22 protein-coding genes are annotated in these 21,540 nt (G+C 66.8%); 11 read left to right on the forward strand and 11 right to left on the reverse strand.

Annotated features, from left to right (window positions below; all coding sequences use genetic code 11):
- Position 1 precedes the first annotated feature (1 nt).
- From AC1VNX_RS17990 to AC1VNX_RS18005, 4 genes are all read left to right on the forward strand, one after another.
- Positions 2-1,012 carry a helix-turn-helix transcriptional regulator gene (locus AC1VNX_RS17990; RefSeq protein WP_483158018.1) on the forward strand — a complete coding sequence of 337 codons (1,011 nt, stop codon included), beginning with the start codon at positions 2-4 and terminating at the stop codon, positions 1,010-1,012.
- 167 nt (positions 1,013-1,179) lie between these two features.
- The gene (locus AC1VNX_RS17995) at positions 1,180-2,094 is read left to right on the forward strand and encodes a LysR family transcriptional regulator (RefSeq protein WP_483158020.1); all 915 of its coding nucleotides are present in this window, start codon (positions 1,180-1,182) and stop codon (positions 2,092-2,094) included.
- 78 nt (positions 2,095-2,172) lie between these two features.
- The gene (locus tag AC1VNX_RS18000; protein WP_483158022.1) at positions 2,173-3,495 is read left to right on the forward strand and encodes an arylsulfatase; all 1,323 of its coding nucleotides are present in this window, start codon (positions 2,173-2,175) and stop codon (positions 3,493-3,495) included.
- 114 nt (positions 3,496-3,609) lie between these two features.
- Positions 3,610-4,521: a Bug family tripartite tricarboxylate transporter substrate binding protein gene (locus tag AC1VNX_RS18005; RefSeq protein WP_483158024.1), complete on the forward strand. Its 912-nt coding sequence runs from the start codon at positions 3,610-3,612 to the stop codon at positions 4,519-4,521.
- A 56-nt stretch (positions 4,522-4,577) separates the two neighbouring features.
- Here the strand turns inward: AC1VNX_RS18005 and guaA are convergent, their stop codons facing one another.
- From guaA to guaB, 4 genes are all read right to left on the reverse strand, one after another.
- The gene (gene guaA / locus AC1VNX_RS18010) at positions 4,578-6,197 is read right to left on the reverse strand and encodes a glutamine-hydrolyzing GMP synthase (protein WP_483158026.1); all 1,620 of its coding nucleotides are present in this window, start codon (positions 6,195-6,197) and stop codon (positions 4,578-4,580) included.
- Between the two features lie 11 nt (positions 6,198-6,208).
- Entirely contained in the window at positions 6,209-6,643 is a 435-nt protein-coding gene (locus tag AC1VNX_RS18015; RefSeq protein ID WP_301510834.1) for a type II toxin-antitoxin system VapC family toxin, read from the reverse strand.
- Complete coding sequence (locus tag AC1VNX_RS18020; RefSeq protein WP_483158029.1) at positions 6,640-6,888, reverse strand: type II toxin-antitoxin system Phd/YefM family antitoxin; 249 nt, start codon at positions 6,886-6,888, stop codon at positions 6,640-6,642. Before AC1VNX_RS18020 ends, AC1VNX_RS18015 begins: the two co-directional genes overlap by 4 nt.
- A 77-nt stretch (positions 6,889-6,965) precedes the next feature.
- Positions 6,966-8,435 (reverse strand): IMP dehydrogenase, encoded by a 1,470-nt coding sequence (gene guaB / locus AC1VNX_RS18025; protein ID WP_483158031.1) that lies wholly within the window; start codon positions 8,433-8,435, stop codon positions 6,966-6,968.
- 128 nt (positions 8,436-8,563) lie between these two features.
- Between guaB and AC1VNX_RS18030 the strand changes: the two genes are divergently transcribed.
- The gene (locus AC1VNX_RS18030; RefSeq protein ID WP_483158033.1) at positions 8,564-9,097 is read left to right on the forward strand and encodes a DUF4124 domain-containing protein; all 534 of its coding nucleotides are present in this window, start codon (positions 8,564-8,566) and stop codon (positions 9,095-9,097) included.
- 14 nt (positions 9,098-9,111) lie between these two features.
- On the opposite strand, the gene AC1VNX_RS18035 is transcribed toward AC1VNX_RS18030, so the two are convergent.
- On the reverse strand, positions 9,112-9,450 hold the full coding sequence (locus AC1VNX_RS18035; RefSeq protein ID WP_483158035.1) for an RnfH family protein: 339 nt from the start codon (positions 9,448-9,450) through the stop codon (positions 9,112-9,114).
- An 8-nt stretch (positions 9,451-9,458) separates the two neighbouring features.
- A complete protein-coding gene (locus AC1VNX_RS18040) occupies positions 9,459-9,905 on the reverse strand; it encodes a type II toxin-antitoxin system RatA family toxin (protein WP_483158037.1) in 447 nt (148 codons plus the stop codon).
- A gap of 63 nt (positions 9,906-9,968) precedes the next feature.
- On the opposite strand from AC1VNX_RS18040, the gene smpB reads away from it, so the two are divergent.
- The 6 genes from smpB (at position 9,969) to AC1VNX_RS18070 (ending at position 14,294) form a co-directional block, all read left to right on the forward strand.
- Positions 9,969-10,445 carry an SsrA-binding protein SmpB gene (gene smpB / locus AC1VNX_RS18045; protein ID WP_176663953.1) on the forward strand — a complete coding sequence of 159 codons (477 nt, stop codon included), beginning with the start codon at positions 9,969-9,971 and terminating at the stop codon, positions 10,443-10,445.
- 96 nt (positions 10,446-10,541) lie between these two features.
- The gene (locus tag AC1VNX_RS18050; protein ID WP_483158039.1) at positions 10,542-10,910 is read left to right on the forward strand and encodes a COG4315 family predicted lipoprotein; all 369 of its coding nucleotides are present in this window, start codon (positions 10,542-10,544) and stop codon (positions 10,908-10,910) included.
- Between the two features lie 15 nt (positions 10,911-10,925).
- A complete protein-coding gene (locus AC1VNX_RS18055; RefSeq protein WP_483158041.1) occupies positions 10,926-11,441 on the forward strand; it encodes an RNA polymerase sigma factor in 516 nt (171 codons plus the stop codon).
- Positions 11,442-11,463: 22 nt separating this feature from the next.
- Positions 11,464-12,276, forward strand: a complete 813-nt coding sequence (locus AC1VNX_RS18060) for an anti-sigma factor family protein (RefSeq protein ID WP_483158043.1) — start codon at positions 11,464-11,466, stop codon at positions 12,274-12,276.
- A 92-nt stretch (positions 12,277-12,368) separates the two neighbouring features.
- Positions 12,369-12,764, forward strand: a complete 396-nt coding sequence (locus AC1VNX_RS18065; RefSeq protein WP_483158045.1) for a COG4315 family predicted lipoprotein — start codon at positions 12,369-12,371, stop codon at positions 12,762-12,764.
- 102 nt (positions 12,765-12,866) lie between these two features.
- The gene (locus AC1VNX_RS18070) at positions 12,867-14,294 is read left to right on the forward strand and encodes a hypothetical protein (RefSeq protein ID WP_483158047.1); all 1,428 of its coding nucleotides are present in this window, start codon (positions 12,867-12,869) and stop codon (positions 14,292-14,294) included.
- Between the two features lie 12 nt (positions 14,295-14,306).
- Here the strand turns inward: AC1VNX_RS18070 and AC1VNX_RS18075 are convergent, their stop codons facing one another.
- The 5 genes from AC1VNX_RS18075 to infB form a co-directional block, all read right to left on the reverse strand.
- The gene (locus AC1VNX_RS18075; protein ID WP_483158049.1) at positions 14,307-15,224 is read right to left on the reverse strand and encodes a DMT family transporter; all 918 of its coding nucleotides are present in this window, start codon (positions 15,222-15,224) and stop codon (positions 14,307-14,309) included.
- Between the two features lie 46 nt (positions 15,225-15,270).
- On the reverse strand, positions 15,271-17,109 hold the full coding sequence (gene typA / locus AC1VNX_RS18080) for a translational GTPase TypA (protein WP_483158051.1): 1,839 nt from the start codon (positions 17,107-17,109) through the stop codon (positions 15,271-15,273).
- On the reverse strand, positions 17,106-18,062 hold the full coding sequence (gene truB / locus AC1VNX_RS18085) for a tRNA pseudouridine(55) synthase TruB (protein WP_483158053.1): 957 nt from the start codon (positions 18,060-18,062) through the stop codon (positions 17,106-17,108). Before truB ends, typA begins: the two co-directional genes overlap by 4 nt.
- A gap of 2 nt (positions 18,063-18,064) precedes the next feature.
- Complete coding sequence (rbfA, locus tag AC1VNX_RS18090) at positions 18,065-18,436, reverse strand: 30S ribosome-binding factor RbfA (RefSeq protein WP_019652808.1); 372 nt, start codon at positions 18,434-18,436, stop codon at positions 18,065-18,067.
- Positions 18,437-18,553: 117 nt separating this feature from the next.
- Entirely contained in the window at positions 18,554-21,529 is a 2,976-nt protein-coding gene (infB, locus tag AC1VNX_RS18095; protein ID WP_483158055.1) for a translation initiation factor IF-2, read from the reverse strand.
- Positions 21,530-21,540: the final 11 nt, after the last annotated feature.

Below are 21,540 nucleotides of genomic sequence, written 5' to 3' on the forward strand. Positions count from 1 at the left end.
CATGCCCTCCCGGACACCACCCTCCGATCCCGACGCCCTCCCCACCCGCTCCGCCGGCGGAACCGAGCCGCTGTCGCTGCTGCGCCTGGCCCGCACCACCGGCAGCGAACGCTTCCAGCACGAGTTGCTGCGCCGCCTGCTCGGCGAATTCCGCGCCGACCACGGCGCCATCAACACCTGGCATCCGCGCAGCTTCGTCTCGTCGGTGGGCATCGGCTACGACCTGGATGCGATGAGCGAGCAGTGGAACCGGATCAACGGCGCCGAGCTGGACTTCATCACCTTCGCCATGCGCGCACAGCCCGAGCAGGCCGCATTCGCCAACGACGACGACCCGCGCTGGAAGAAGACGCCGCCGGCCTGGCGCGAATTCCTGTCGAGCCATGGCATCGTTCACCAGATGGGCGTGGCGATTCCCTTCGAAGGCAGCGAGACCTTCGTGCACCTGTATCTCAACCGAGGACCCGGGTCGCCGCTGCACACCGAGCGCGACGCGCGCGCGCTGACCGCCCTCGCACCGCAGATCCGCGAGTCGCTTCTGGTCAATCGCCTCTACGCCCACGCTCGCCAGGGCCTGGACGAGGAGTCGCGGCCGCTGGCTCTCACCGATGCGCAGGGCTGGGTGTTGTTCGCCAACCGCTCCTTCTGCGCCGCGTGGCCGGCGCTCGCCACGCTGGCGGGGGCGACCTCCCCGCGCCTGCCGCAGGCCTGGCTTTCAGGCCAGCGCGCGGCACTGCGGCAGCTGGAGGCTGGCGGGTGGTCGATCGAGGTCGCAAAGGACGAAAGCGGCCTGCGCGTCGCACTGAGCCGCCGCACGGCGCGCGACGGCATCGCCGCGTTGACCCCACGGCAGGCCGAGATCGCGCGGCTCTACTGCATGGGACATTCGGGCAAGGACATCGGGCTTCGACTCGGCCTGTCCCCGGCCACGGTGCGGGTGCACCTGCGCAACGCCTACAGCCGCGCTGGCGTCGGCAGTCGGGCCGCGCTGCGGGCCTGGCTGGGCCTCTGAGGCGGAGGGACACGAGGGTTCGAGATGCCGACCCGGTCGTCGGATGGCTCGCCGCGACAAGGTGATGATGCGGCAGCCACCGGCACCGGTAGAAGGGGCACGGCTCAAGGCCATGCAGAGCGCAACTCGATAATGCCGGCACTACTCCCAGCGCACTCCTTAACAGCATGAATCTCTCCGTCGCAGACCTCACGGCGTTCATAGAAATCGTGCGCAGCGGGAGCATCAGCCGTGCTGCGCAGCATCTGGGCGTCACCCAGCCCTCGGTGTCCAAGGCGATACGCCGGCTCGAAGACGAGGTGGGCGTGCAGTTGCTCGAACGGGGGCTGCACGGTGCACGTTTGACGGCCGAGGGCGAAATGTTCCTGGAAGCCGCTCGACGTTTCGAGCTGCAGCGCTTCGATCTCACGCGCGCCGCCTCCGAACTTCGCGCGCGACATGCCGGTCTGCTGCGCCTCGGCATCACCAGCCCGGCAGCCGACAGCGTCGCGGTGATGGCCGCCGCCGAGATGGTGCGCAAACGCCCCGGCATGAGGCTGCGCCTTCGCATCGGCAAGTCCGACGCGCTCGATGCGGCAGTCGACGACGGCGAGATCGATCTGGCGGTCGTGCCCTCCTACAAGGGCCAGTCGTTGCAGAGCACGCAGCTCCAGCTCGGCGAGGACCACATTCGCGTGGTGGTGCGGCTGGGGCATCCGCTGACGAAGAAGCCGGTCGTCGGCTTGAACGACCTCACGCCCTATGCGTGGGTGATGGCGCCCCCGCAAAGTGCGGCGCGCAGGCACTTCTTTGCCATCTTCGAACGCAACGGCGTGCCCCTGCCGAGCGTGGCAGTCGAGACCGAATACACCTCCGAGGCGGCAATGGGGATCCTCGCTTCAACCGACCTCCTGAGCATCGTGCCCGACTCGGTGCTGCGCAGCTGGCTGGGCAAGGCAGTGCCGCTGAACATTCCCGAACTCGTTGTGAACCGGACGCTGGTGCTTCTGTCGCGCCCGGGCGCAAGATGGTCGCCGCTGATGACGGACTTTCGCGAGCTGGTGTCGTCGTACCGTCCGAAGGGCCATTCCCCCGACGAATGAAACTGTGCGCGTGACGGACTGATTCTGGCGTGGATCTGGCAGTGCAATGGGAGTCTTCCAATTGCAAAGAAGCCATCCATGTCATTGCCAAACATCATCCTGATCGTCGCCGACAACCTGGGTTGGGGCGAACTCGGCTGCTACGGCGGCGGCGCGTTGCGCGGCGCACCCACGCCACGCATCGACCAGCTGGCCCGCGAGGGCCTGCTGCTTCAGAACTTCAACGTCGAGAGCGACTGCGTGCCCACGCGCTCGGCGCTGATGACCGGGCGCCATCCCATCCGCACCGGGTGCCTGCAGTCCGTTCCACCGGGCATGCCGCAGGGGCTCACGCGGCGCGAGATCACGCTCGCGCAGCTGCTGTCGTCGCGCGGCTATGCCACCGCGCACTACGGCAAATGGCATCTCGGCGACATCGAAGGCCGCTACCCCTCGGACCGCGGCTTCGACGAGTGGTACGGCATTCCGCGCACCACGGACGAGAGCCAGTTCACTTCCACCACCGGCTTCGACCCGAGCGTCGTCGACCTGCCCTACATCATGGAAGGCCGCTGCGGCGAGCCCTCGCGCCAGGTCAAGGTCTACGACCTCGAATCGCGCCGCGCCATCGACGAAGAACTCGTTGCGCGCTCATGCGATTTCATGCGCCGGCACGGCGAGGCCGGCCGGCCGTTCTTCCTGTACCTGCCCATGGTGCACCTGCACTTCCCCACGCTGCCGCACCGCGACTTTGCCGGTCGCACGGGCAATAGCGACTTCGCCGACTCCATGGCCGAGATGGATCACCGTGTCGGCCAGGTCATCGACGAGGTCGAGCGCCTGGGGCTGGCGGACGACACGCTGTTCATCTTCTGCAGCGACAACGGCCCCGAGTTCCGCGCGCCCTATCGCGGCACGGCCGGCCCATGGCGCGGCACGTACCACACGGCCATGGAAGGCAGCCTGCGCGTGCCCTTCATTGCGCGCTGGCCAGGGCGGATCGAGCCAGGCCGCATCAGCAACGAGATCGTGCATGTGACGGATGTATTCGCAACGCTGGCGAAGGTCGCGGGCGCCGAGATTCCTGCGGACCGTCCGATCGATGGCCTCGATCAATTGCCCTTCCTGCGTGGAGAGCAGGCCAAATCGGCGCGCGAGGGCTTCCCCTTCTTCATCAAGAACGAGTTGCGCGCACTGAAATGGCGCGACTGGAAGCTGCATTTCTATTGGGAGCCCGAAGTCAACGAGGGCAAAGGCAAGCTCGAGTCGCCCTACCTGTTCAACATCATTCGCGACCCCAAGGAGGAAACCGATGTGCTGGTCTTCAACACCTGGGTGATGGGGCCGATGCTGCGAATGCTGAAGGCCTTCAACGACAGCTGCCTGCAGTTTCCGAACACACCGCCAGGTGCCGCCGACTGAGCGCGCCACTTCCTTCCCTCTTTCACGCACATCGTTCCAACTGGAGAGTTGCTCATGCCCTCGCACATTTCACGCCGTCTTCTCGTCGTTGCTGGCCTTGCCAGTTGCTTGTACTTGCACCCAGCCCTGGCACAGGAAAAGCCCTGGCCGACGGCGAAGCCCATCACGTGGATGGTGGGCTTCGTGCCCGGAGGCTCGGTCGACGTGATCACGCGCGTGATCGCCAAGGCCGTGTCCGAGAAGATCGGGCAGTCCATCGTCATCGAAAACCGGCCCGGTGCGTCGGGCGCGTTGGCGCTGCAGGCAGTGGCTCGTGCACCCAGGGACGGCTACATGCTCGTGACCATTCCCGGCCCGGTGCTCTACGGCCAGCGCCAGCCGGAAATCGGCAAGGAGCTCTCTGCTGTCGCGTTGATGTCGCAGGGCCCGATCGTGCTGGTCGGCAAGAAGGAAGGAGCGCCGGGCAACCTCTCCGAACTGATTCAAGCCATGAAGAAGACGCCTTCGCAATGGAACTTCGCGAGCTCGGGGACCGGCACCGGCCAACACCTGGCGGGCGAACTGTTCAACAGCATGGCAGGCACCGAGATGGTCCACATCCCCTACAAGGGCGGCGGCCAGGCGGTGACGGACATCATCGGCGGCCAGACCAGCCTGGGCATGCTGGGCGTGACTCCCGTGCTCGCGCACATCAAGTCGGGCCAGCTCAAGGCCTACGCGGTGACGACGACCTTCCGCATACCCAGCCTGCCCGATGTGCCGACGATGGAAGAGGCCGGCCTCAAGGGCTATGAAGCGACGCAGTACTTCGTCGCGGCGGTCCCTTCAGGTGTCGATGCGCGCATCGTCTCGCGGCTCAATGCCGCCATCGAGGAGTCCAGCCGCACACCCGAGGTGGTGGCTGCGCTGGACGCAGGCGGTCAGGTGGCCGGCAAGCTTTCTCCTGCGGAGACACAGAAATTCGTCGTGAAGAGCCTCGCGAAATTCGACGCGGTGGCGAAGAAGGCCAACATCACGCTCAATTGAGGCTGGTCGGCGACGCGCCCAGCACACGCCGGTTCCGCCAAACCTCACGGAACCCTTCACTCCCACTCGATCGTCGCCGGCGGCTTGCTCGACACGTCGTAGGTCACTCGGTTGATGCCGCGCACCTCGTTGATGATGCGGCCCGACACCTTCTTGAGCAGCGCGTACGGCAGCTCGGCCCAGTCGGCGGTCATGAAGTCGCTGGTCTGCACGGCGCGCAGCGCGACCACGTAGTCGTAGGTGCGGCCGTCGCCCATCACGCCCACGCTCTTGACGGGCAGGAACACGGTGAAGGCCTGGCTCGTGAGGTCGTACCAGGTCTTGCCGGTGGCTTCGTCGGTGAAGTTGCGCAGCTCCTCGATGAAGATCGCGTCGGCGCGGCGCAGCAGGTCGGCGTATTCCTTCTTCACTTCGCCGAGGATGCGCACGCCCAGGCCGGGGCCGGGGAACGGGTGGCGATACACCATCTCGGGCGGCAGGCCGAGGGCCACGCCGAGTTCGCGCACTTCGTCCTTGAACAGGTCGCGCAGCGGCTCGAGCAGCTTGAGGCCCAGCTGTTCGGGCAGACCGCCCACGTTGTGATGGCTCTTGATGGTGACGGCCTTCTTGCTCTTGGCGCCGCCCGACTCGATGACGTCGGGGTAGATGGTGCCCTGCGCCAGGAAGGTCGCGCCCTTGTGACCTCCGTCGCCGGCCTTGAGCTTGGCTGCTTCCTGCTTGAACACGGTGACGAACTCTCCGCCGATGATCTTGCGCTTGGCTTCGGGATCGCTCACGCCCGCGAGCTTGCCGAGGAAGAGATCGCTGGCGTCGACGCGGATCACCTTCGCGTGCAGCTTGCCTTCGAACATCTCCATGACCATGTCGCCCTCGTTCAGGCGCAACAGGCCGTGGTCGACGAACACGCAGGTCAGCTGGTCGCCGATGGCGCGGTGGATGAGCGCGGCGGCCACGCTCGAATCGACGCCGCCCGAGAGGCCGAGGATGACTTCCTCATCGCCCACCTGCTCGCGGATCTTCTCGACGGCTTCGGCAATGTGGTCGCGCATGACCCAATCGGGCTTGGCGCCGCAGATGCCGAGCACGAAGCGCTCGAGGATCGCCTTGCCCTGCATGGTGTGCGTCACTTCGGGGTGGAACTGCAGCGCGTAGTAGCGGCGCGCCTCGTCGGCCATGCCGGCGATGGGGCAGCTGTCGGTGCTGGCCATGAGCTTGAAGCCCGGCGGCAGCTCGGTGACCTTGTCGCCGTGGCTCATCCACACGTTGAGCATGCCGTGGCCTTCGGGCGTGGTGAAGTCGGCGATGTCCTTCAGCAGCGCGGTGTGGCCGTGGGCGCGCACGGCCGCGAAGCCGAACTCGCGCTTGTGGCCGCCCTCGACCTTGCCGCCGAGCTGATGCGCCATGGTCTGCATGCCGTAGCAGATGCCGAGCACGGGCACGCCCAGGTCGAACACGGCCTGCGGGGCCTTGTCGGTGGTTTCCTCGTACACGCTGGCATGGCTGCCGGAGAGGATCACGCCCTTGAGGTGGCCGTCAGCGGCGTATTCGCGCACCCATTCGTCGGTGACGTCGCAGGGATGTACTTCGCTCAGCACGTGTGCTTCGCGCACGCGGCGTGCGATGAGCTGCGTGACCTGCGAGCCGAAATCGAGGATGAGGATCTTGTCGTGTTGCATGGCGAAAGGACTCAGAGCGTTGAAATGTCGAGCAGCTTCACTCCCGCCTGGGGAGCAGCCTGGATGAGTTGCTCGTCGAAGGTGGCGAGCGGCAGATTGAGGGACTTGGCGAGCCAGAGATAGCCCGCGTCGTAGAGCGAGATGCCGGCGTCGATGGCCACTGCGAGCACGGCCTTGTGCTGGGCCGGCGCGAGTTCGTGCAGCTCGACGCGGTGGCGGATGGCATCGAGCACGCTCCACAGCCCTTCGACGGCGTACGAGGGAATGCGGCCGCTGCGCACGCCGTTGGCGAGGATGTTGGCGCACTCCCATTGCCAGGCGTTGGGCGCCTGCGGCTCGACCTCGTCGCGGCGGATGGCGGCGTAGAGCCTGCGGGTATGTTCGCTGGCCATGTCGGGCAGCAGCCAGGCGGCTGTGACCGAGGCGTCCATGACGAAGGCCGTCATTGCTGGCGCCCTTCGTCGAGCAGGGCACGCGGCAGCGGGCCTGGTTGGATGGTGGCGTGGAGCGCGTCGATCTGGCCCAGCTCGCGCTCGATCTGCTCGTCGGTGATGACCGGCTTGCGGCGCACCGGCAGCATGCGCACGACTTCCTTGCCGTGGCGGGTGATGCGAACCTCCTCGCCCCTTTCGACCGAGTCGATCAGGGCCGAGAAGTTGTTCTTGGCTTCAGCGATGCCGATGGATTGCATTTGGGCCAGAAATCTTGAATCTGGCCCAAATTTTAATCCTGATCTGGCCTGACTTTCAAGGTCTGGCCAGATTGGGCTTACTCCGCCCTGTAGTTTGGTGCTTCCTTCGTGATCTGCACGTCGTGGACGTGGCTCTCACGAATGCCGGCCGTGGTGATCTCGACGAACTCGGCCTTGTTCTTCATGTCCTCGATGGTCGCGCAGCCGCAGTAGCCCATGCTGGCGCGCACGCCGCCGGCCATCTGGTAGACGATGGAGACGATCGAGCCCTTGTAGGGCACGCGGCCTTCGATGCCCTCGGGCACCAGCTTGTCGGTGTTGGGGTTGCCGGTGGTCGATTCCTGGAAGTACCGGTCGGCGCTGCCCTGCTGCATCGCGCCGATGGAGCCCATGCCGCGGTAGCTCTTGTAGCTGCGGCCCTGGTACAGCACGATTTCACCCGGCGCCTCTTCGGTGCCGGCGAACATGCTGCCCATCATGACGGTGCTGGCGCCGGCCGCGATGGCCTTGGCGATGTCGCCCGAGTAGCGCACGCCGCCGTCCGAGATCAGCGGAATGCCCGTGCCCTGCAGCGCGGTGGCGACGCTGTCGACCGCCATGATCTGCGGCACGCCCACGCCGGCCACGATGCGGGTGGTGCAGATGGAACCGGGGCCGATGCCGACCTTGACCGCATCGGCGCCGGCCTCTGCCAGCGCACGGGCGGCATCGCCGGTGGCGATGTTGCCGCCGATCACGTCGACCTGCGGATAGTTCTTCTTGACCCAGCGCACGCGCTCGATCACGCCGGCGCTGTGGCCGTGGGCGGTATCGACCACGATGGCGTCGACGCCTGCCTTCACCAGCGCCTCGACGCGTTCCTCGGTACCGTCACCCACGCCGACCGCCGCGCCCACGCGCAGGCGGCCGTTGGCGTCGCGCGCGGCGTTGGGGAAGCTGGTCTGCTTGGTGATGTCCTTGACGGTGATGAGGCCCTTGAGCTCCCAGTCGCCGTTGATGACGAGCAGGCGCTCGAGCTTGTGCTTGTTAAGCAGCGCCTTGGCTTCGGCGAGCGTGGTGCCGTCGGGCACGGTGATCAGCTTTTCGCGGCGCGTCATGATCTCGCTGACGGGCACGTCGTAGCGGCTCTCGAAGCGCAGGTCGCGGCCGGTGACGATGCCGACCACCTTGCCGGCGTCGACCACCGGGAAGCCCGAGATGCCGAGCTGGTCCGACAGCGCCATCACCTGGCGCACCGAGTGCGTCGGCGTGATCACCACCGGATCGCGCAGAACGCCCGACTCGTAGCGCTTCACCCGGGCCACTTCTGCGGCCTGCTGCTGAGCGGTGAGGTTCTTGTGCACGATCCCGATGCCGCCTTCCTGCGCGATGGCGATCGCGAGGCGGGCTTCGGTCACGGTGTCCATGGCCGCAGAGACGAGCGGCAGGTTCAGCGTGATGTTGCGGGAGAGTTTGGTCGCGAGGGAGGTGTCCTTGGGCAGGACCTGGGAGAACGCTGGCACCAACAACACGTCGTCGAAGGTGAGCGCTTTGCCGAGAAGGCGCATGGGTGAAGCTCCAAAAGACGGATTGTAACGAGGCCGCCAATGGGTTTGCCGGCGCAGGCAATTAACGATCGTTGCAAAACCACCCAACCCGGATGTTGCAAAAAGTAAGGCCCGGCTAAACTTCAGGGATGAAATTCGTGCACTGGCTGGTACTGGGATGTGTCGTTGCGCTACCGCTTTCGGCGAGCGCCCAATGGCAATGGCTCGACAAGAACGGCAAGAAGGTCTTCAGCGATCAGGCGCCACCGCCCGATGTGCCCGAGAAGAACATCCTGCGCCGCGTCGGGCCGCCCCCGACGGCGCGCTCCACCGCCAACCCGAACGTCGACGCACCGCCCCCGGCGGAAGGTGTCGCCGACACCCCTGCCGCCGCGCCGAAGGCCGCGACCGCACCCAAGCCCGCTGGCGTCGACAAGGAACTCGAGGAAAAGACCAAGAAGGCCGAAGCCGAGCAGAAGGCCAAGCAGGCTGCGGAAGAAGCCAAGGTCGCGAAGGCCAAGGCCGACAACTGCGCCCTCGCCCGCCAGAGCAAGGCCACGGTCGACAGCGGCATCCGCCTCGCGAAGGTCAATGCCAAGGGCGAGCGCGAGATCATGGATGACACCGCCCGCGCCGCCGAGCAGAAGCGCATTCAGGACTTGATCAACAGCGACTGCAAGTAGCCGCAGTCACGCCGTCAGTAACCGGCCTTGCCGCCCTTTCGGCGGTTGGCGAACAGGCCGGTTCCCCGCGCGCCCTGGCGCTGGAAGCGCTCCCGGCGCGCCACCTTCGGATCGACCGTGAGCGGACGGCACAGCTCGACGCGGTCGCCGTCCTTCAGCGCCTGGTCCCACTCGACCGCCTTGCCCCAGATGCCCGGCGTCAAGGCGTGACGCCAATCGAGATCTGGAAAGCGCAGGGACAGATCACTGGCCTTCACCGCATCGACCAGTGTCGCCCCGGACGGCAGGCTCAACACCTGCTCGAACACCTCGCGCGGCGCGGGCGAGCAGCTCAGCGTGACCTCGATCGTCATCGCAGGGGTCAAGACGAGCCGTAGACCTGCTCGGCGCGCTTGACGAAGGCCTCGACCAGGCTGGAGGCGATGGTGTCGAACACGGGGCCCACGAGCGCCTGCAGGGCGAAGTTGCTGAAGCCGTAGCTCAGGTGCAGCTCGACGCGGCAGGCGCGCTCTCCCTGCTCGCCCACGGGCGTGAATTTCCACTTGCCGTCGAGGTTGGAGAACGGGCCGTCGACCAGCTTCAGCTGCACCTCGCGCCCCGGAACATGGGTGTTGCGGGTGGTGAAGCTCTGGTGCAGGCCGGCGAACGCCAGGCCGACTTCGGCCGTCATGCCGGCCTCGTCTTCCTCGATGACGCGCGACTTGTCGCACCACGGAAGGAACTGCGGATACTTGGCCACGTCGGTGACGAGCGCATACAACTCTTCGGCGCTGTACCAGATGAGGACGGACTTGTTGACTGTTTTCATAGAATCGGCACAGCGTGCGCGACGGATTGTATTGAAGCCATGCAGCCCCCATATTCCCGAGTCATGGCCACCAAAAAACAAGATACCTCCTCCCGCATCGCCGACAACAAGAAGGCCGCGTACAACTATTTCTTCGAAGAGCGCTTCGAGGCCGGCATGGTCCTGGAAGGCTGGGAAGTCAAGTCCCTGCGCGAAGGCAAGGTGCAGCTCACCGACGGCTACGTCGTGATCCGCAACGGCGAACTCTTCGTTCTGGGCTGCCAGATCAACCCGCTCAAGAGCGCTTCCACCCACGTGAACCCGGATTCGGTGCGCACCAAGAAGCTGCTGCTGAAGAAGGACGAAATCCGCCGCCTCATCGGCAAAGTCGAGCAAAAGGGCTACACGCTGGTGCCGCTCAACCTGCACTGGAAGGCCGGCAAGGTGAAGTGCGAGATTGCGCTGGCCAAGGGCAAGGCCGAGCACGACAAGCGCGACACCATCAAGGACCGCGAAGGCAAGCGCGAGGTCGAGCGCGCGATGAAGAGCCGCAACCGCTGAACTTTTTTTGCGGGGCGACGGAATAAAAGTCCGGCTGCGGGCGTTTGTGCGGTTGTCACCGGAATACCGGTGTCGCCAAACACAAGGAGTTTTTCCATGTCGCCTTTCCGTGCATCTTCCGCCGTTCTGCTCAGCGCCGCTCTCGCGCTCCCGGCCTTCGCCCAGCCCAAGCCCGCCGACGGCGCGCTCGTCGGCCCCAGCGGCATGACGCTCTACACCTTCGACAAGGACACAGCCGGCAGCGGCAAGTCGGTGTGCAACGGCGGCTGCGCCACCAACTGGCCGCCCTTCATGGCGGCCGATGGCGACAAGCCCAGCGGCGACTTCAGCATCGTCACGCGCGACGACGGCAAGAAGCAGTGGGCTGCCAAGGGCTGGCCGCTGTACTACTGGGCCAAGGACACGAAGCCCGGCGACAAGACCGGCGACGGCGTCAACGGCACCTGGAAGACCGCCAAGCCCTGACCAGCCAGCCACCCCATGGACGCCCGCCTGCTCGTAGAGCACATCCCGAGCCTGCGCCGCTACGCGCGGGCGCTCACGGGCAATGCCTGGGCGGCCGACGACCTGGTACAGGACACGCTGGAGCGCGCCTGCGGCAAATGGCGGCTGTGGGTGGTGGGCAGCGACCTGCGCGCCTGGCTCTTCACAGTCATGCACAACATCTTCGCGAGCCAGGTGCGTCGCACGCCGCCACCGCATGCCGTGGTGCCGCTCGACGACGTGGCGCACGAGGTGCAGGGCCTTTCCGATCCGGGCCGCGACCAGGGCACCGGCCTGGACCTGCAGCGCTGCCTGATGCAGTTGCCCGAAGAGCAGCGCGCCGTGCTGCTGCTGGTGACGCTCGAAGACCTGTCGTACGCCGAAGTCGCCAAGGTGCTGGGCGTTCCGGTCGGCACGGTGATGTCGCGCCTCTCGCGCGCCCGCGTCCGGCTGCAGGAGCTGATGGACGGCGCTTCGGCCCCGGCACGCCCCGGCCTGCGCCGTCTCAAGTGAACCAACCCGCCGCCGCAAGATCATGAACCGCCCCGCCCCGCCCCCTACCGACGACGAGCTGCACGCCTGGGTCGACGGCCAGTTGCCGCCGGACCGCCGCGATGCGGTCGAGGAAGCGATTGCGCGCGATCCCGCAGTGGCTGCCAGGGTCGCGGCATGGCATGCGCAGCGCGATGCACTACGCCGGCTGCACGGCGAACTGCTCGACGCGCCGATCCCAGCGCCGCTGATGGGCGCGCTCGATCGCAGCCAGGGCGGCTCGTGGACGCGCTGGGGCGGCCTGGCCGCCGGCCTGCTGGTGGCCTTCGCCGCCGGCTGGATCGGGAATGCGCAATGGGCCCAGTGGTCCGTGCCGCGCGCCGGCGCACAGCTGGCCCGCGCCCCCGCCCTGCGTGAATTCGTGCACGACGCCTCGGTGGCCCACGCCGTCTACGCACCCGAGAAACGGCACCCCGTCGAGGTGACCGCATCCGAGCAGCAGCACCTCGTCCAGTGGCTCTCAAGACGCCTCGACCGGCCGCTGAAGGTGCCCGACCTTTCCAGCCAGGGCTACACGCTGGTCGGTGGTCGCCTGCTGCCGGGCGAGACCGGCGCGCGCGCCCAGTTCATGTTCGAGGACGCCGCAGGCGAACGCGTGACGCTCTACGTCGGCACCCTCGACGCGCGTATTGCGGGCAACCCCGCCGCCAGCGAAACCGCCTTCCGCTTCGCCTCCGAGGGCCCCGTGCCGAGCTTCTACTGGGTCGACCAGGGCTTCGGCTACGCCATCGCCGGCAAGCTGCCACGCGACCTTTTGCTCAAACTTGCGACCCTCGCCTACCGCGATTTGTCTTGACGACCGCATAAACTGCCGGGTCGCGCAACCATCCTGCCGGCGCTTCGTCACCGGCTTCGTTTTCGCGATTTTTCAACCGAAGGAGAAACTGCATGAAATTGCTCAGCGCCTCGATCCTCGCGGCGGCCCTGCTTGCCGGCTGCGGCAGCATGTCCAACAAGACCGCAAGCGCACCCGACACGCCCACCCGCACCGCCGACGGCGTGCTGGTCGGACCGAACGGAATGACGCTGTACACCTTCACCAAGGACACCGCCGGTGCCGGCACCTCCGCCTGCAACGGCCAATGCGCCACCAACTGGCCTCCGCTGGGCGTGGCCGACGCCGCCAAGCCCATCGGCGGCTACACCATCATCATTCGCGAAGACGGCAAGCGCCAGTGGGCCTACAAGGGCTGGCCGCTGTACTACTGGGCCAAGGACGCCAAGCCCGGCGACAAGACCGGTGACGGCTTCGCGAACGGCTCCTGGAAGATCGCCCGTCCCTGATCGTCTTCGGACGACCTGACGCAGAAACGCCGGCTTTTGCCGGCGTTTTTCTTGCCGGTTTCCCCGGTACGGGGCCGGTGCCACTCACGGCAGAATGCCCGCATGACTCCCGATGCCAATCCGGACGCGTTCCGCGCCCTGCTGAACCAGGGCCTGATCAGTGACGCGCAGCACGACGCCGTGCTCACCCATCCCGAGACCGCCGCCCTCCCTCCGCTGCCGAGCCCGGCCCATGCGCTGGCCTGGATGCGCGTTCGCGGACTGCTCACCGAGGAAGAACAGAACGCCGCGCTGGACCGGATCGAGGACGACGCTCCTCATGCCGACGACGCTGCCGACACAGCCATCGACGCCGACGACCTCATCGAACTCGCGGAACAGGGCATCACGCGCGAGGCCATCGAGTCGCTCTACAGGGACGCCCTGATCGACGCCGAGACGCGCGACATGGCCCTGGTCGAAACGCCCGTCGTCGGCACGGTGCCCGCTTCTCCCGTCGCCACGCTGGCATGGCTCGCCACCGAAGGCCCGCTCGAGAGAGAGCGCTTCGACGCCCTGCGCGCCCAGGTCGCGGCAGAGCCGGCCTTCGCCACGGCCGTCGAGCGCGCACGCATCGTGGCCGGGGCGCAGGCTCTCATCGAGGCCGACGAGCAGGCCGTCAAGGCGTGGCAGGCGCGCACCAAACGCAGCAGCCGCATCGGCGCGCTGAAATTCGCCCTCGCTGTGGCCGTGATCGGCGGCGGGCTCGGCTGGTATGCCTTCGCCCCGGCCAGCGTGCCCGCCTGCGATGCCGCGTCCACACGCAAGACGCTCGACAGCCTCATGCGCCGCGTGAGCATGGACGTGCGCATGCGCCACCTCGATCCCAACGCCGGCACCGTGATCGAGACACCCACCGTCGGCAGCATGCGCGAAGTCGGCTATCGCAAGCCGGAGCGCATCCGCGGCTGCATGGCGGTCATGACGCAGGGCGACAGCAAGGAGCCGATGGCCTACACCATCGGCCCCGCGGAACCGAAGAGCGACGACATGGTCGTGCGCGGCGCGGACGTGGCCATCGTCGAGGCCCGCTTCGGGAATCTCGACGCCGATGGCAGGCCGCTCTACAACGCCGAGCCCATCGGCCGCGAGGCGATGGAAAAGGCCTTTCGAGAAGGCGCGGCGCCACTGGGCTCGGCGCGGATGGCCTCGGCCGCACGCATGCGCCCGCGCACCGATCCGGGCCTGGTGCGCAAAGACCCGAACCGCTCGCGCGAGATCGCCGAGATCGAACCGACCGGCCCCTGTCGCAAGCTGGAAGACGGTGCTGGCCACGCCTGCCCGCTGGTCGTCGAATACAACGACAGCCTGATGAGCGCTTTTTCCGGCGGCGACAGCTCGCTGCCGGTCAGGGGCGAATTCACCTTCGTGGAAGACGACGGCGGCGGCTGGCGCGTGGGCGACGACTTCGCACAGACCTTCATGCGCAAGGTGCTCGAAGCGCGCATGGGCAGCATGGGCGTTCCCGGCAGCCCCAGCCTGCAGCAATAGGCAGCGGAAAAGTCAGTGCGCGCCCGGCACCGCGGTGTCGGCGACCGTGGTGCGCCGTCCGCGCAGCGCCAGCAGTTCGTTGAAGACAAGAGCGCCGATCACCAGCACACCGCCAGCCAGCACGCTCGGAGCTGGCTCTTCGCCGGCGCCGATCCAGGCCAGCGCGATGCCGAAGATCACCTCCAGCAAGGCCAGCAGCGCGACCTCGGGCGCCTTCAGCACCTGGGCGCACAGCACCGAGAGCACGCACGGAATGGCGAGCTGGAACACGCCGAGGAAGGCCAGCAGCCCGAGATCGTGCGCGCTCGCACGGAACGGCCATGCCAATGGCAGCGTGAAGAGTGCCGTGATCACCGCGCCGATGAGCACCGCCGGCACGAGATCGATCTTGTGACCCTTCGCCTGCGCGTGCTGCACGACGGTCCAGTTCGCCGCGCCGGCCAATGGCACGCAGAGTGCGAGCAGCGTGCCGGCCAGCGAGCCGCCGCCCCCGTCCATCAACTGCGTGCCGTACATCCAGCCGATGCCCGCCCCTGCGACCACGATGGCCAGCCAGGTGCGCGCCGGCAGCCGGTGCCCGATGAAGAAGCGCGCCGCCAGCGCGGTGAAGAGCGGTCCGAGCGACATGGTGACGAGCACGCTGGCCGTAGAAGCCAGCGTCAGCGCGACCATGAAGGCCGTGAACATCACTGCCCAGCACACGCCGGAGATCCAGATTTCACGCCCGCCGCGGCGCAATTGGGAGAACACGGCGCGTCCGCGCCAGAGCGGCAGGATCACCAGCAGCGCCAGCGTCGTGAAAAGGCTGCGCCAGAAGGTGATCTCGAAGCTGTGCGCCTGCGCCAGATGCCGCGTGACGACGCCCGCCGTGCCCCACATCAGGGTCACGACGACCATCAGCCAGACGGCGCCGCCGTGCGTCAGGCGCATGGAGAGAGGAGAAAAGGAACGGGGTGCTCTGCGAGCGCCCGTTCGATCAGCTCTGCATCAGGTCGCGGCTGGCGCGCTTGCGCTCGTGCTCCTTCAAGAAGCGCTTGCGCAGGCGCACGCTCTTGGGCGTGATCTCGACCAGCTCGTCGTCCTCGATGAATTCCACGCCGTATTCGAGCGTGAGTTCGATCGGGGGCGTGATCTTGATCGCGTCTTCCTTGCCCGAGACGCGGAAGTTGGTCAGCTGCTTGGTGCGGGTGGCGTTCACCACCAGGTCGTTGTCGCGGCTGTGGATGCCGACGATCATGCCTTCGTAAACCGGGTCGTTCGCCTTCACGAACATGCGGCCGCGGTCGTCCAGCTTGCCCAGCGCGTAGGTGAAGATTTCACCGTCGTCCATCGAGATCAGCACGCCGTTCTTGCGGCCGCCGATGTCGCCCTTGTGCGGCTCGTAGCTGTCGAAGATGTTGCTGATGAGACCCGAGCCGCGCGTCAGGTTCAGGAACTCGTTCGTGAAGCCGATCAGGCCACGCGCCGGAATACGGTATTCGAGGCGCACGCGGCCACGGCCGTCCGGTTCCATGTTGACGAGTTCGCCCTTGCGCTCGCCCAGTGCCTGCATCACGCCGCCCTGGTGGCCTTCCTCGATGTCGGCCGTCACCAGCTCGATCGGCTCGTGGCGCTCGCCGTTGATTTCGCGGAACACCACGCGCGGCTTGGACACGGCCATTTCGTAGCCTTCACGGCGCATGTTCTCCAGCAGGATGGTCAGGTGCAGTTCGCCGCGGCCCATCACTTCGAACACGCCTTCCTCGCTGGTCTCGTTCACGCGCAGCGCGACGTTGTGCTGCAGTTCCTTCTGCAGGCGGTCCCAGATCTGGCGGCTGGTGACGAACTTGCCTTCGCGGCCGGCCAGCGGGCTGGTGTTGACGCAGAAGTTCATCGTGAGCGTCGGCTCGTCGACCTTCAGCATCGGCAGCGGCGCCGGATTGGTGGGGTCGGTGACGGTGACGCCGATGCCGATGTCGGCAATGCCGTTGATCAGCACGATCTCGCCCGGGCCGGCTTCGGTGGCCTGCACGCGGTCCAGGCCCTGGAAAGTCAGCACCTGGTTGACGCGGCCCTTGATGGTCTTGCCGTCCGGACCTTCCATGACCAGCACGTCCATCATGGGCTTGAGCGTGCCCTGGCTGATGCGGCCCACGCCGATGCGGCCGACGAAGGTCGAGAAGTCGAGCGCGGAAATCTGCAGCTGCAGCGGCGCGGCCGGGTCGCCCTTCTGCGAAGGCACGTGCTTCAGAATGGTGTCGAACAGGGCCGACATGTCGGGGCCCCACTGCTCGCCCTGCGCGCCCTCTTCCATCGAGGACCAGCCGTTGATGCCCGAGGCGTACACCACCGGGAAGTCGAGCTGCTCGTCGGTCGCGCCGAGCTTGTCGAACAGGTCGAAGGCGGCGTTGACCACCTTGTCGGGGTTGGCGCCCGGCTTGTCGACCTTGTTCACCACCACGATGGGCTTCAGGCCCAGCGCCAGCGCCTTCTTGGTCACGAAGCGGGTCTGCGGCATCGGGCCTTCCTGGGCGTCGATGAGCAGCAGCACGCCGTCGACCATCGAGAGAGCGCGCTCCACCTCGCCGCCGAAGTCCGCGTGGCCGGGGGTGTCGACGATGTTGATGTGCGTGCCCTTCCAGCTCACGGCGCAGTTCTTGGCCAGGATGGTGATGCCGCGTTCCTTTTCGATCGCGTTGTTGTCCATCACGGTGTCGACCACTTTCTCGTGCTCGGCGAAGGTGCCCGACTGGCGCAGCAACTGGTCGACCATCGTGGTCTTGCCATGGTCAACGTGGGCAATGATGGCGATATTGCGGATTTGCTTGGTACTCATGGTGTCGCTTCGGTCTGTTGTGCGTTCAAAAGAATTTGCTGGATTTCGATGGGGTTCAGCAAGCGCCCCGGTATCAGTTCGCCGGCCGTCACATGGGCCGTGCCCAAAAACGCCTGCGGATTGGAGCCGAACACGGCCACCTCGTCGGCATCGGCCCAGTCGCCACGGCGGCGCAGGCCCGAAAGAAAGCGTGCTGCATCTTCCGTGCCCAGCGTGACGCGGCTGTGGCCGTCCACGAGCGCCTCGGCCGGCAGGAGCTGCGCCAGGCGCTCTTCCTCGTCCATGGCCTCCAGCGCCTCGATGGTGACGCACTGGGCCTCGACGAAACCTCCGGTGGCGACGCGGCGCAGCGAAGTCAGGTGCGCGCCGCAGCCGAGCGCCTCGCCGATGTCTTCACCGAGGGTGCGGATGTAGGTGCCCTTGCTGACGGACGCGAGGATGCGGACGGTGTCGTCGCTGATCGAACGGAGCTCGAGCTTGTGGATGACCACGTCGCGCGGAGCCCGTTCGACCTCCACGCCTTCGCGGGCGTACTCGTACAGCGCCTTGCCGTCCTTCTTGAGCGCGCTGTGCATCGGCGGCACCTGGCGGATCGGACCGGTGAACTGCGCCTGGACGCGCGCCAGGTCTTCAGGCCGGACCTGAACCGGCCGTTCGGCGATCACCTCGCCCTCGGCGTCGCCGGTGGACGTCCTGACGCCCAGGCGGGCCGTGGCCACGTAGGTCTTGTCTGCGTCCAGGTGCAGCTGGCTGAACTTGGTGGCGGCGCCGAAGCACAGCGGCAGAACGCCGGTCGCCAACGGATCGAGCGTGCCGGTATGGCCCGCCTTTTCGGCGCGCAGCAACCATTTGGCCTTCTGCAAGGCCTGGTTGCTGGAGAACCCCAGCGGCTTGTCGAGCAACAACACCCCATGCACAGGGCGCCGCTGCACCCGTGTGCGTGGCGCGTTCATGGCTAGTCGTCTTTCGAGCGCGAAGCGACGGCTTGTGCGATGAGCGCGTTCATGTCGGCCGCACGCTCGGTGGTGCGGTCGAACACGAAGTGCAGCGTGGGCACGGTGTGGATGTGCAGGCGCTTGAACAGGCCGTTGCGCAGGAAGCCCGCGGCCTGGTTCAGCGCTTCGGTCGTCTCGGCCACGTCGCCCGTGAGCAGGCTGAAGAAGACCTTCGCATGCGCATAGTCGGGCGTGACCTCGACGGCTTGAAGCGTGACCATGCCCACGCGCGGGTCCTTCAACTCGCGCGCGATCAACTCCGTCAGATCGCGCTGGATCTGATCGGCGACCTTGAAGGCGCGGTTGGGAGCGGCTGCTTTTTTCTTAGGCATTTGATCAATCACTAGCGTCGCGAGATCGGGCTCAGTGCAAGGCGCGCCGTCGCAGACAGTACTTCAGTACGGCAAGACGGCTGCAACGCGGCAATGAGCCCGATATCGTGGCGCGCTTTACAGCGTACGCGCGATTTCCTTGATCTCGAAGAACTCGAGCTGATCGCCCTCTTTGATGTCGTTGAAGTTCTTGAGCTTGATACCGCACTCGAAACCTTCGCGGACTTCGCGCACATCGTCCTTCAGGCGCTTGAGCGAGTCGATCTCGCCGGTGTAGATCACCACGTTGTCGCGCAGCAGGCGGAAATGCGCGCTGCGGTTGACCGAACCGGAGGTGATGTACGAACCCGCGACCGTACCGATCTTCGAGGCCACGAACACCGTGCGGATCTCGGCCGAGCCGATGATTTCCTCGCGGCGCTCCGGCGCCAGCATGCCCGACATCGCGACCTTGATCTCGTCCACGGCGTCGTAAATGATGCTGTAGTAGTTCAGCTGCACGCCGTTGCCTTCGGCCAGCTTGCGCGCACCGGCATCGGCACGCACGTTGAAGCCGATCACGACCGCCTTCGAGGCGATGGCGAGGTTGATGTCGCTCTCGCTGATGCCGCCCACGCCGGCGTACACCACCTGCACCTTGACCTCGTCCGTCGCCAGCTTGAGCAGCGATTGGGCCAGCGCTTCCTGCGAGCCCTGCACGTCGGCCTTGATGATGATGCGCAGCGTCTGCACTTCGCCCGCCGACAGGTCGGTGAACATGTTCTGCAGGTTCGCGGCCTGGGCCTTCGCCAGCTTGGTGTTGCGGAACTTGCCGGCACGGTAGGTGGCGATTTCGCGCGCACGGCGCTCGTCGCTCATCACCATGAACTCGTCGCCGGCCTGCGGCACTTCGGTCAGGCCCTGGATCTCGACCGGGATCGAAGGACCAGCCGACTTGGTCGCGCGGCCGTCCTCGTCCAGCATGGCGCGCACGCGGCCATAGGTCGAGCCGGCCAGCACCACGTCGCCGGTCTTGAGCGTGCCGGACTGGACCAGCACGGTCGCGACCGGGCCGCGGCCCTTGTCGAGCTGGGCTTCGATGACCAGGCCCTTGGCGGCGGCATCCACCGGCGCCTTGAGTTCCAGCACTTCGGCCTGCAGCAGCACCTGTTCGAGCAGGTCGTCGATGCCCTGGCCGGTCTTGGCCGACACGCCGACGAACGGAACGTCGCCGCCGTACTCTTCGGGCACGACTTCCTCGGCCACCAGTTCCTGCTTCACACGGTCCAGGTTGGCGTCGGGCTTGTCGATCTTGTTGATCGCAACCACGATCGGCACACCAGCCGCCTTCGCGTGCTTGATGGCTTCCTTGGTCTGGGGCATGACGCCGTCATCGGCCGCCACCACCAGGATCACGATGTCGGTGGCCTGCGCACCGCGGGCACGCATGGCCGTGAAGGCCTCGTGACCCGGGGTGTCGAGGAAGGACACCATGCCGCGCTCGGTTTCCACGTGGTAGGCACCGATGTGCTGGGTGATGCCGCCGGCTTCGCCCGCGGCGACCTTGGCGCGGCGGATGTAGTCCAGCAGCGAGGTCTTGCCGTGGTCGACGTGACCCATGACGGTCACGACCGGGGCGCGCGGCAGGGCTTCGGCGATCTGCGCCGACACGTCCTCGTCGGTGAAGGCTTCCGGGTCGTCCAGCGCGGCAACCACCGCGTTGTGGCCCATTTCCTCCACCAGGATCATCGCGGTGTCCTGGTCGAGCGACTGGTTGATGGTCGCCATCTGGCCCAGCTTCATCAGTTGCTTGATGACTTCCTGCGCCTTGACAGCCATCTTGTGCGCCAGTTCGGCCACGGTGATGGTTTCGGGCACATGCACCTCGAGCACGCGTGCCTCGACCGGTGCGGCCGGCACGTGCTGCTCTTCATGGCCTCCCCGGTCGTTGCCACGGCGGCCGCGCGGACCACCGCGCCAGTTGCCGCGGCCGACACCGCCGCTCGCATCGCCGCGGGTCTTGATTTCCTTCTTCTTGGCAGGATCGCCAGCCCAGCTCGAAGAAAGCTTCGCGGACTTGACTTCCTTGCCGGCACCAGCGGCACCGGCAGCGCCGGGTGCTGCTGCGGCGCCTGGTGCGGCAGGTGCGCCTGCACGCGCGGCGGGAGCCGTCGGCTTGTGCAGGGTGCCCTTGACGCCGGCCTTCTCGGGCTGCGGCTTCTCGGGCGCCTTGTGCGGCACCAGCACGCGGGCCGGTGCGTTCATCATGGCGCGGATGGCTTCGGCTTCGGCCAGGGCCTTGCGGCGGCGCTCGTCCAGGTCGCGTGCACGCGCGGCTTCCTCATCGGCGCGAGCCTTCGATTCGGCGGCGGCCTTGGCCTTCGCGTCTTCCTTGGCCTGCGCAGCGGCAGCCTGGGCGGCGAGCTTGCTGTCCTCTGCAGCCTTCTGCTCAGCCGCCTTCTGTTCGGCAACGGCGGCCACGGCAGGCGCGGGAGCTGCAGCAGCCGGCTTCGCGGCAGCAGCAGCGGCTGCCGCGGCAGCCTTTTTCTCGGCTGCTTCGGCGGCGGCGCGCGCGGCTTCCTGCTCGGCCTTTTCGGCCTTCTCCGCCTGCTCGCGTTCGCGGGCTTCGGTTTCCTCGCGCTGGCGGCGCTTCTCGGCCAGCTCTTCTTCCTGGCGGCGGATCAGCTCGGCCTGGCGGCGCGCCTCTTCCTCGCGGCGGGCCAGTTCGGCTTCGTCGATGCGAGGTGCGGCGGGCGCGGCAGCGGGCGCTTCAGCGACGTGCTGCACGGTCTCCGGCGTGGCGACGTGGCCGTCGTCGCGCTGGATGAAGGTGCGCTTCTTGCGCACCTCGACCTGGATGGTACGGGCGCGACCAGTGGAGTCGGCCTGCTTGATCTCGCTGGTCGACTTCTTGGTCAGCGTGATCTTCTTGCGCTCGGGCTCCACAGTGCCGTGACTGGCCTTCAGATGGCCGAGCAGGCGCTGCTTGTCGGCCTCGGTGAGCGCGTCGGTGACGGCCGCCTTGGGCACGCCTGCGCTCTTGAGCTGGTCAAGCAAGGTTTCGGGAGTCTTCTTGAGCTCGTTCGCGAACTCGGCGACAGTGGTACTGGACATATTGGTTTCGT

The sequence above is a fragment of the Variovorax sp. TLI9-5A genome, assembly GCF_056867935.1.

Coding starts and splice junctions, on each gene's coding strand:
- infB (WP_483158055.1), bottom strand. CDS start 21,529: ATGTCCAGTACCACTGTCGCCGAGTTCGCGAACGAGCTCAAGAAGACT.
- AC1VNX_RS18020 (WP_483158029.1), bottom strand. CDS start 6,888: ATGCAATCCATCGGCATCGCTGAAGCCAAGAACAACTTCTCGGCCCTG.
- AC1VNX_RS18000 (WP_483158022.1), top strand. CDS start 2,173: ATGTCATTGCCAAACATCATCCTGATCGTCGCCGACAACCTGGGTTGG.
- AC1VNX_RS18070 (WP_483158047.1), top strand. CDS start 12,867: ATGACTCCCGATGCCAATCCGGACGCGTTCCGCGCCCTGCTGAACCAG.
- AC1VNX_RS18060 (WP_483158043.1), top strand. CDS start 11,464: ATGAACCGCCCCGCCCCGCCCCCTACCGACGACGAGCTGCACGCCTGG.
- typA (WP_483158051.1), bottom strand. CDS start 17,109: ATGAGTACCAAGCAAATCCGCAATATCGCCATCATTGCCCACGTTGAC.
- AC1VNX_RS18030 (WP_483158033.1), top strand. CDS start 8,564: ATGAAATTCGTGCACTGGCTGGTACTGGGATGTGTCGTTGCGCTACCG.
- guaB (WP_483158031.1), bottom strand. CDS start 8,435: ATGCGCCTTCTCGGCAAAGCGCTCACCTTCGACGACGTGTTGTTGGTG.
- AC1VNX_RS18040 (WP_483158037.1), bottom strand. CDS start 9,905: ATGAAAACAGTCAACAAGTCCGTCCTCATCTGGTACAGCGCCGAAGAG.
- AC1VNX_RS18055 (WP_483158041.1), top strand. CDS start 10,926: ATGGACGCCCGCCTGCTCGTAGAGCACATCCCGAGCCTGCGCCGCTAC.
- AC1VNX_RS18035 (WP_483158035.1), bottom strand. CDS start 9,450: ATGACGATCGAGGTCACGCTGAGCTGCTCGCCCGCGCCGCGCGAGGTG.
- AC1VNX_RS17995 (WP_483158020.1), top strand. CDS start 1,180: ATGAATCTCTCCGTCGCAGACCTCACGGCGTTCATAGAAATCGTGCGC.
- rbfA (WP_019652808.1), bottom strand. CDS start 18,436: ATGCCTAAGAAAAAAGCAGCCGCTCCCAACCGCGCCTTCAAGGTCGCC.
- smpB (WP_176663953.1), top strand. CDS start 9,969: ATGGCCACCAAAAAACAAGATACCTCCTCCCGCATCGCCGACAACAAG.
- AC1VNX_RS18065 (WP_483158045.1), top strand. CDS start 12,369: ATGAAATTGCTCAGCGCCTCGATCCTCGCGGCGGCCCTGCTTGCCGGC.
- truB (WP_483158053.1), bottom strand. CDS start 18,062: ATGAACGCGCCACGCACACGGGTGCAGCGGCGCCCTGTGCATGGGGTG.
- AC1VNX_RS18075 (WP_483158049.1), bottom strand. CDS start 15,224: ATGCGCCTGACGCACGGCGGCGCCGTCTGGCTGATGGTCGTCGTGACC.
- AC1VNX_RS18050 (WP_483158039.1), top strand. CDS start 10,542: ATGTCGCCTTTCCGTGCATCTTCCGCCGTTCTGCTCAGCGCCGCTCTC.
- AC1VNX_RS18015 (WP_301510834.1), bottom strand. CDS start 6,643: ATGACGGCCTTCGTCATGGACGCCTCGGTCACAGCCGCCTGGCTGCTG.
- guaA (WP_483158026.1), bottom strand. CDS start 6,197: ATGCAACACGACAAGATCCTCATCCTCGATTTCGGCTCGCAGGTCACG.
- AC1VNX_RS17990 (WP_483158018.1), top strand. CDS start 2: ATGCCCTCCCGGACACCACCCTCCGATCCCGACGCCCTCCCCACCCGC.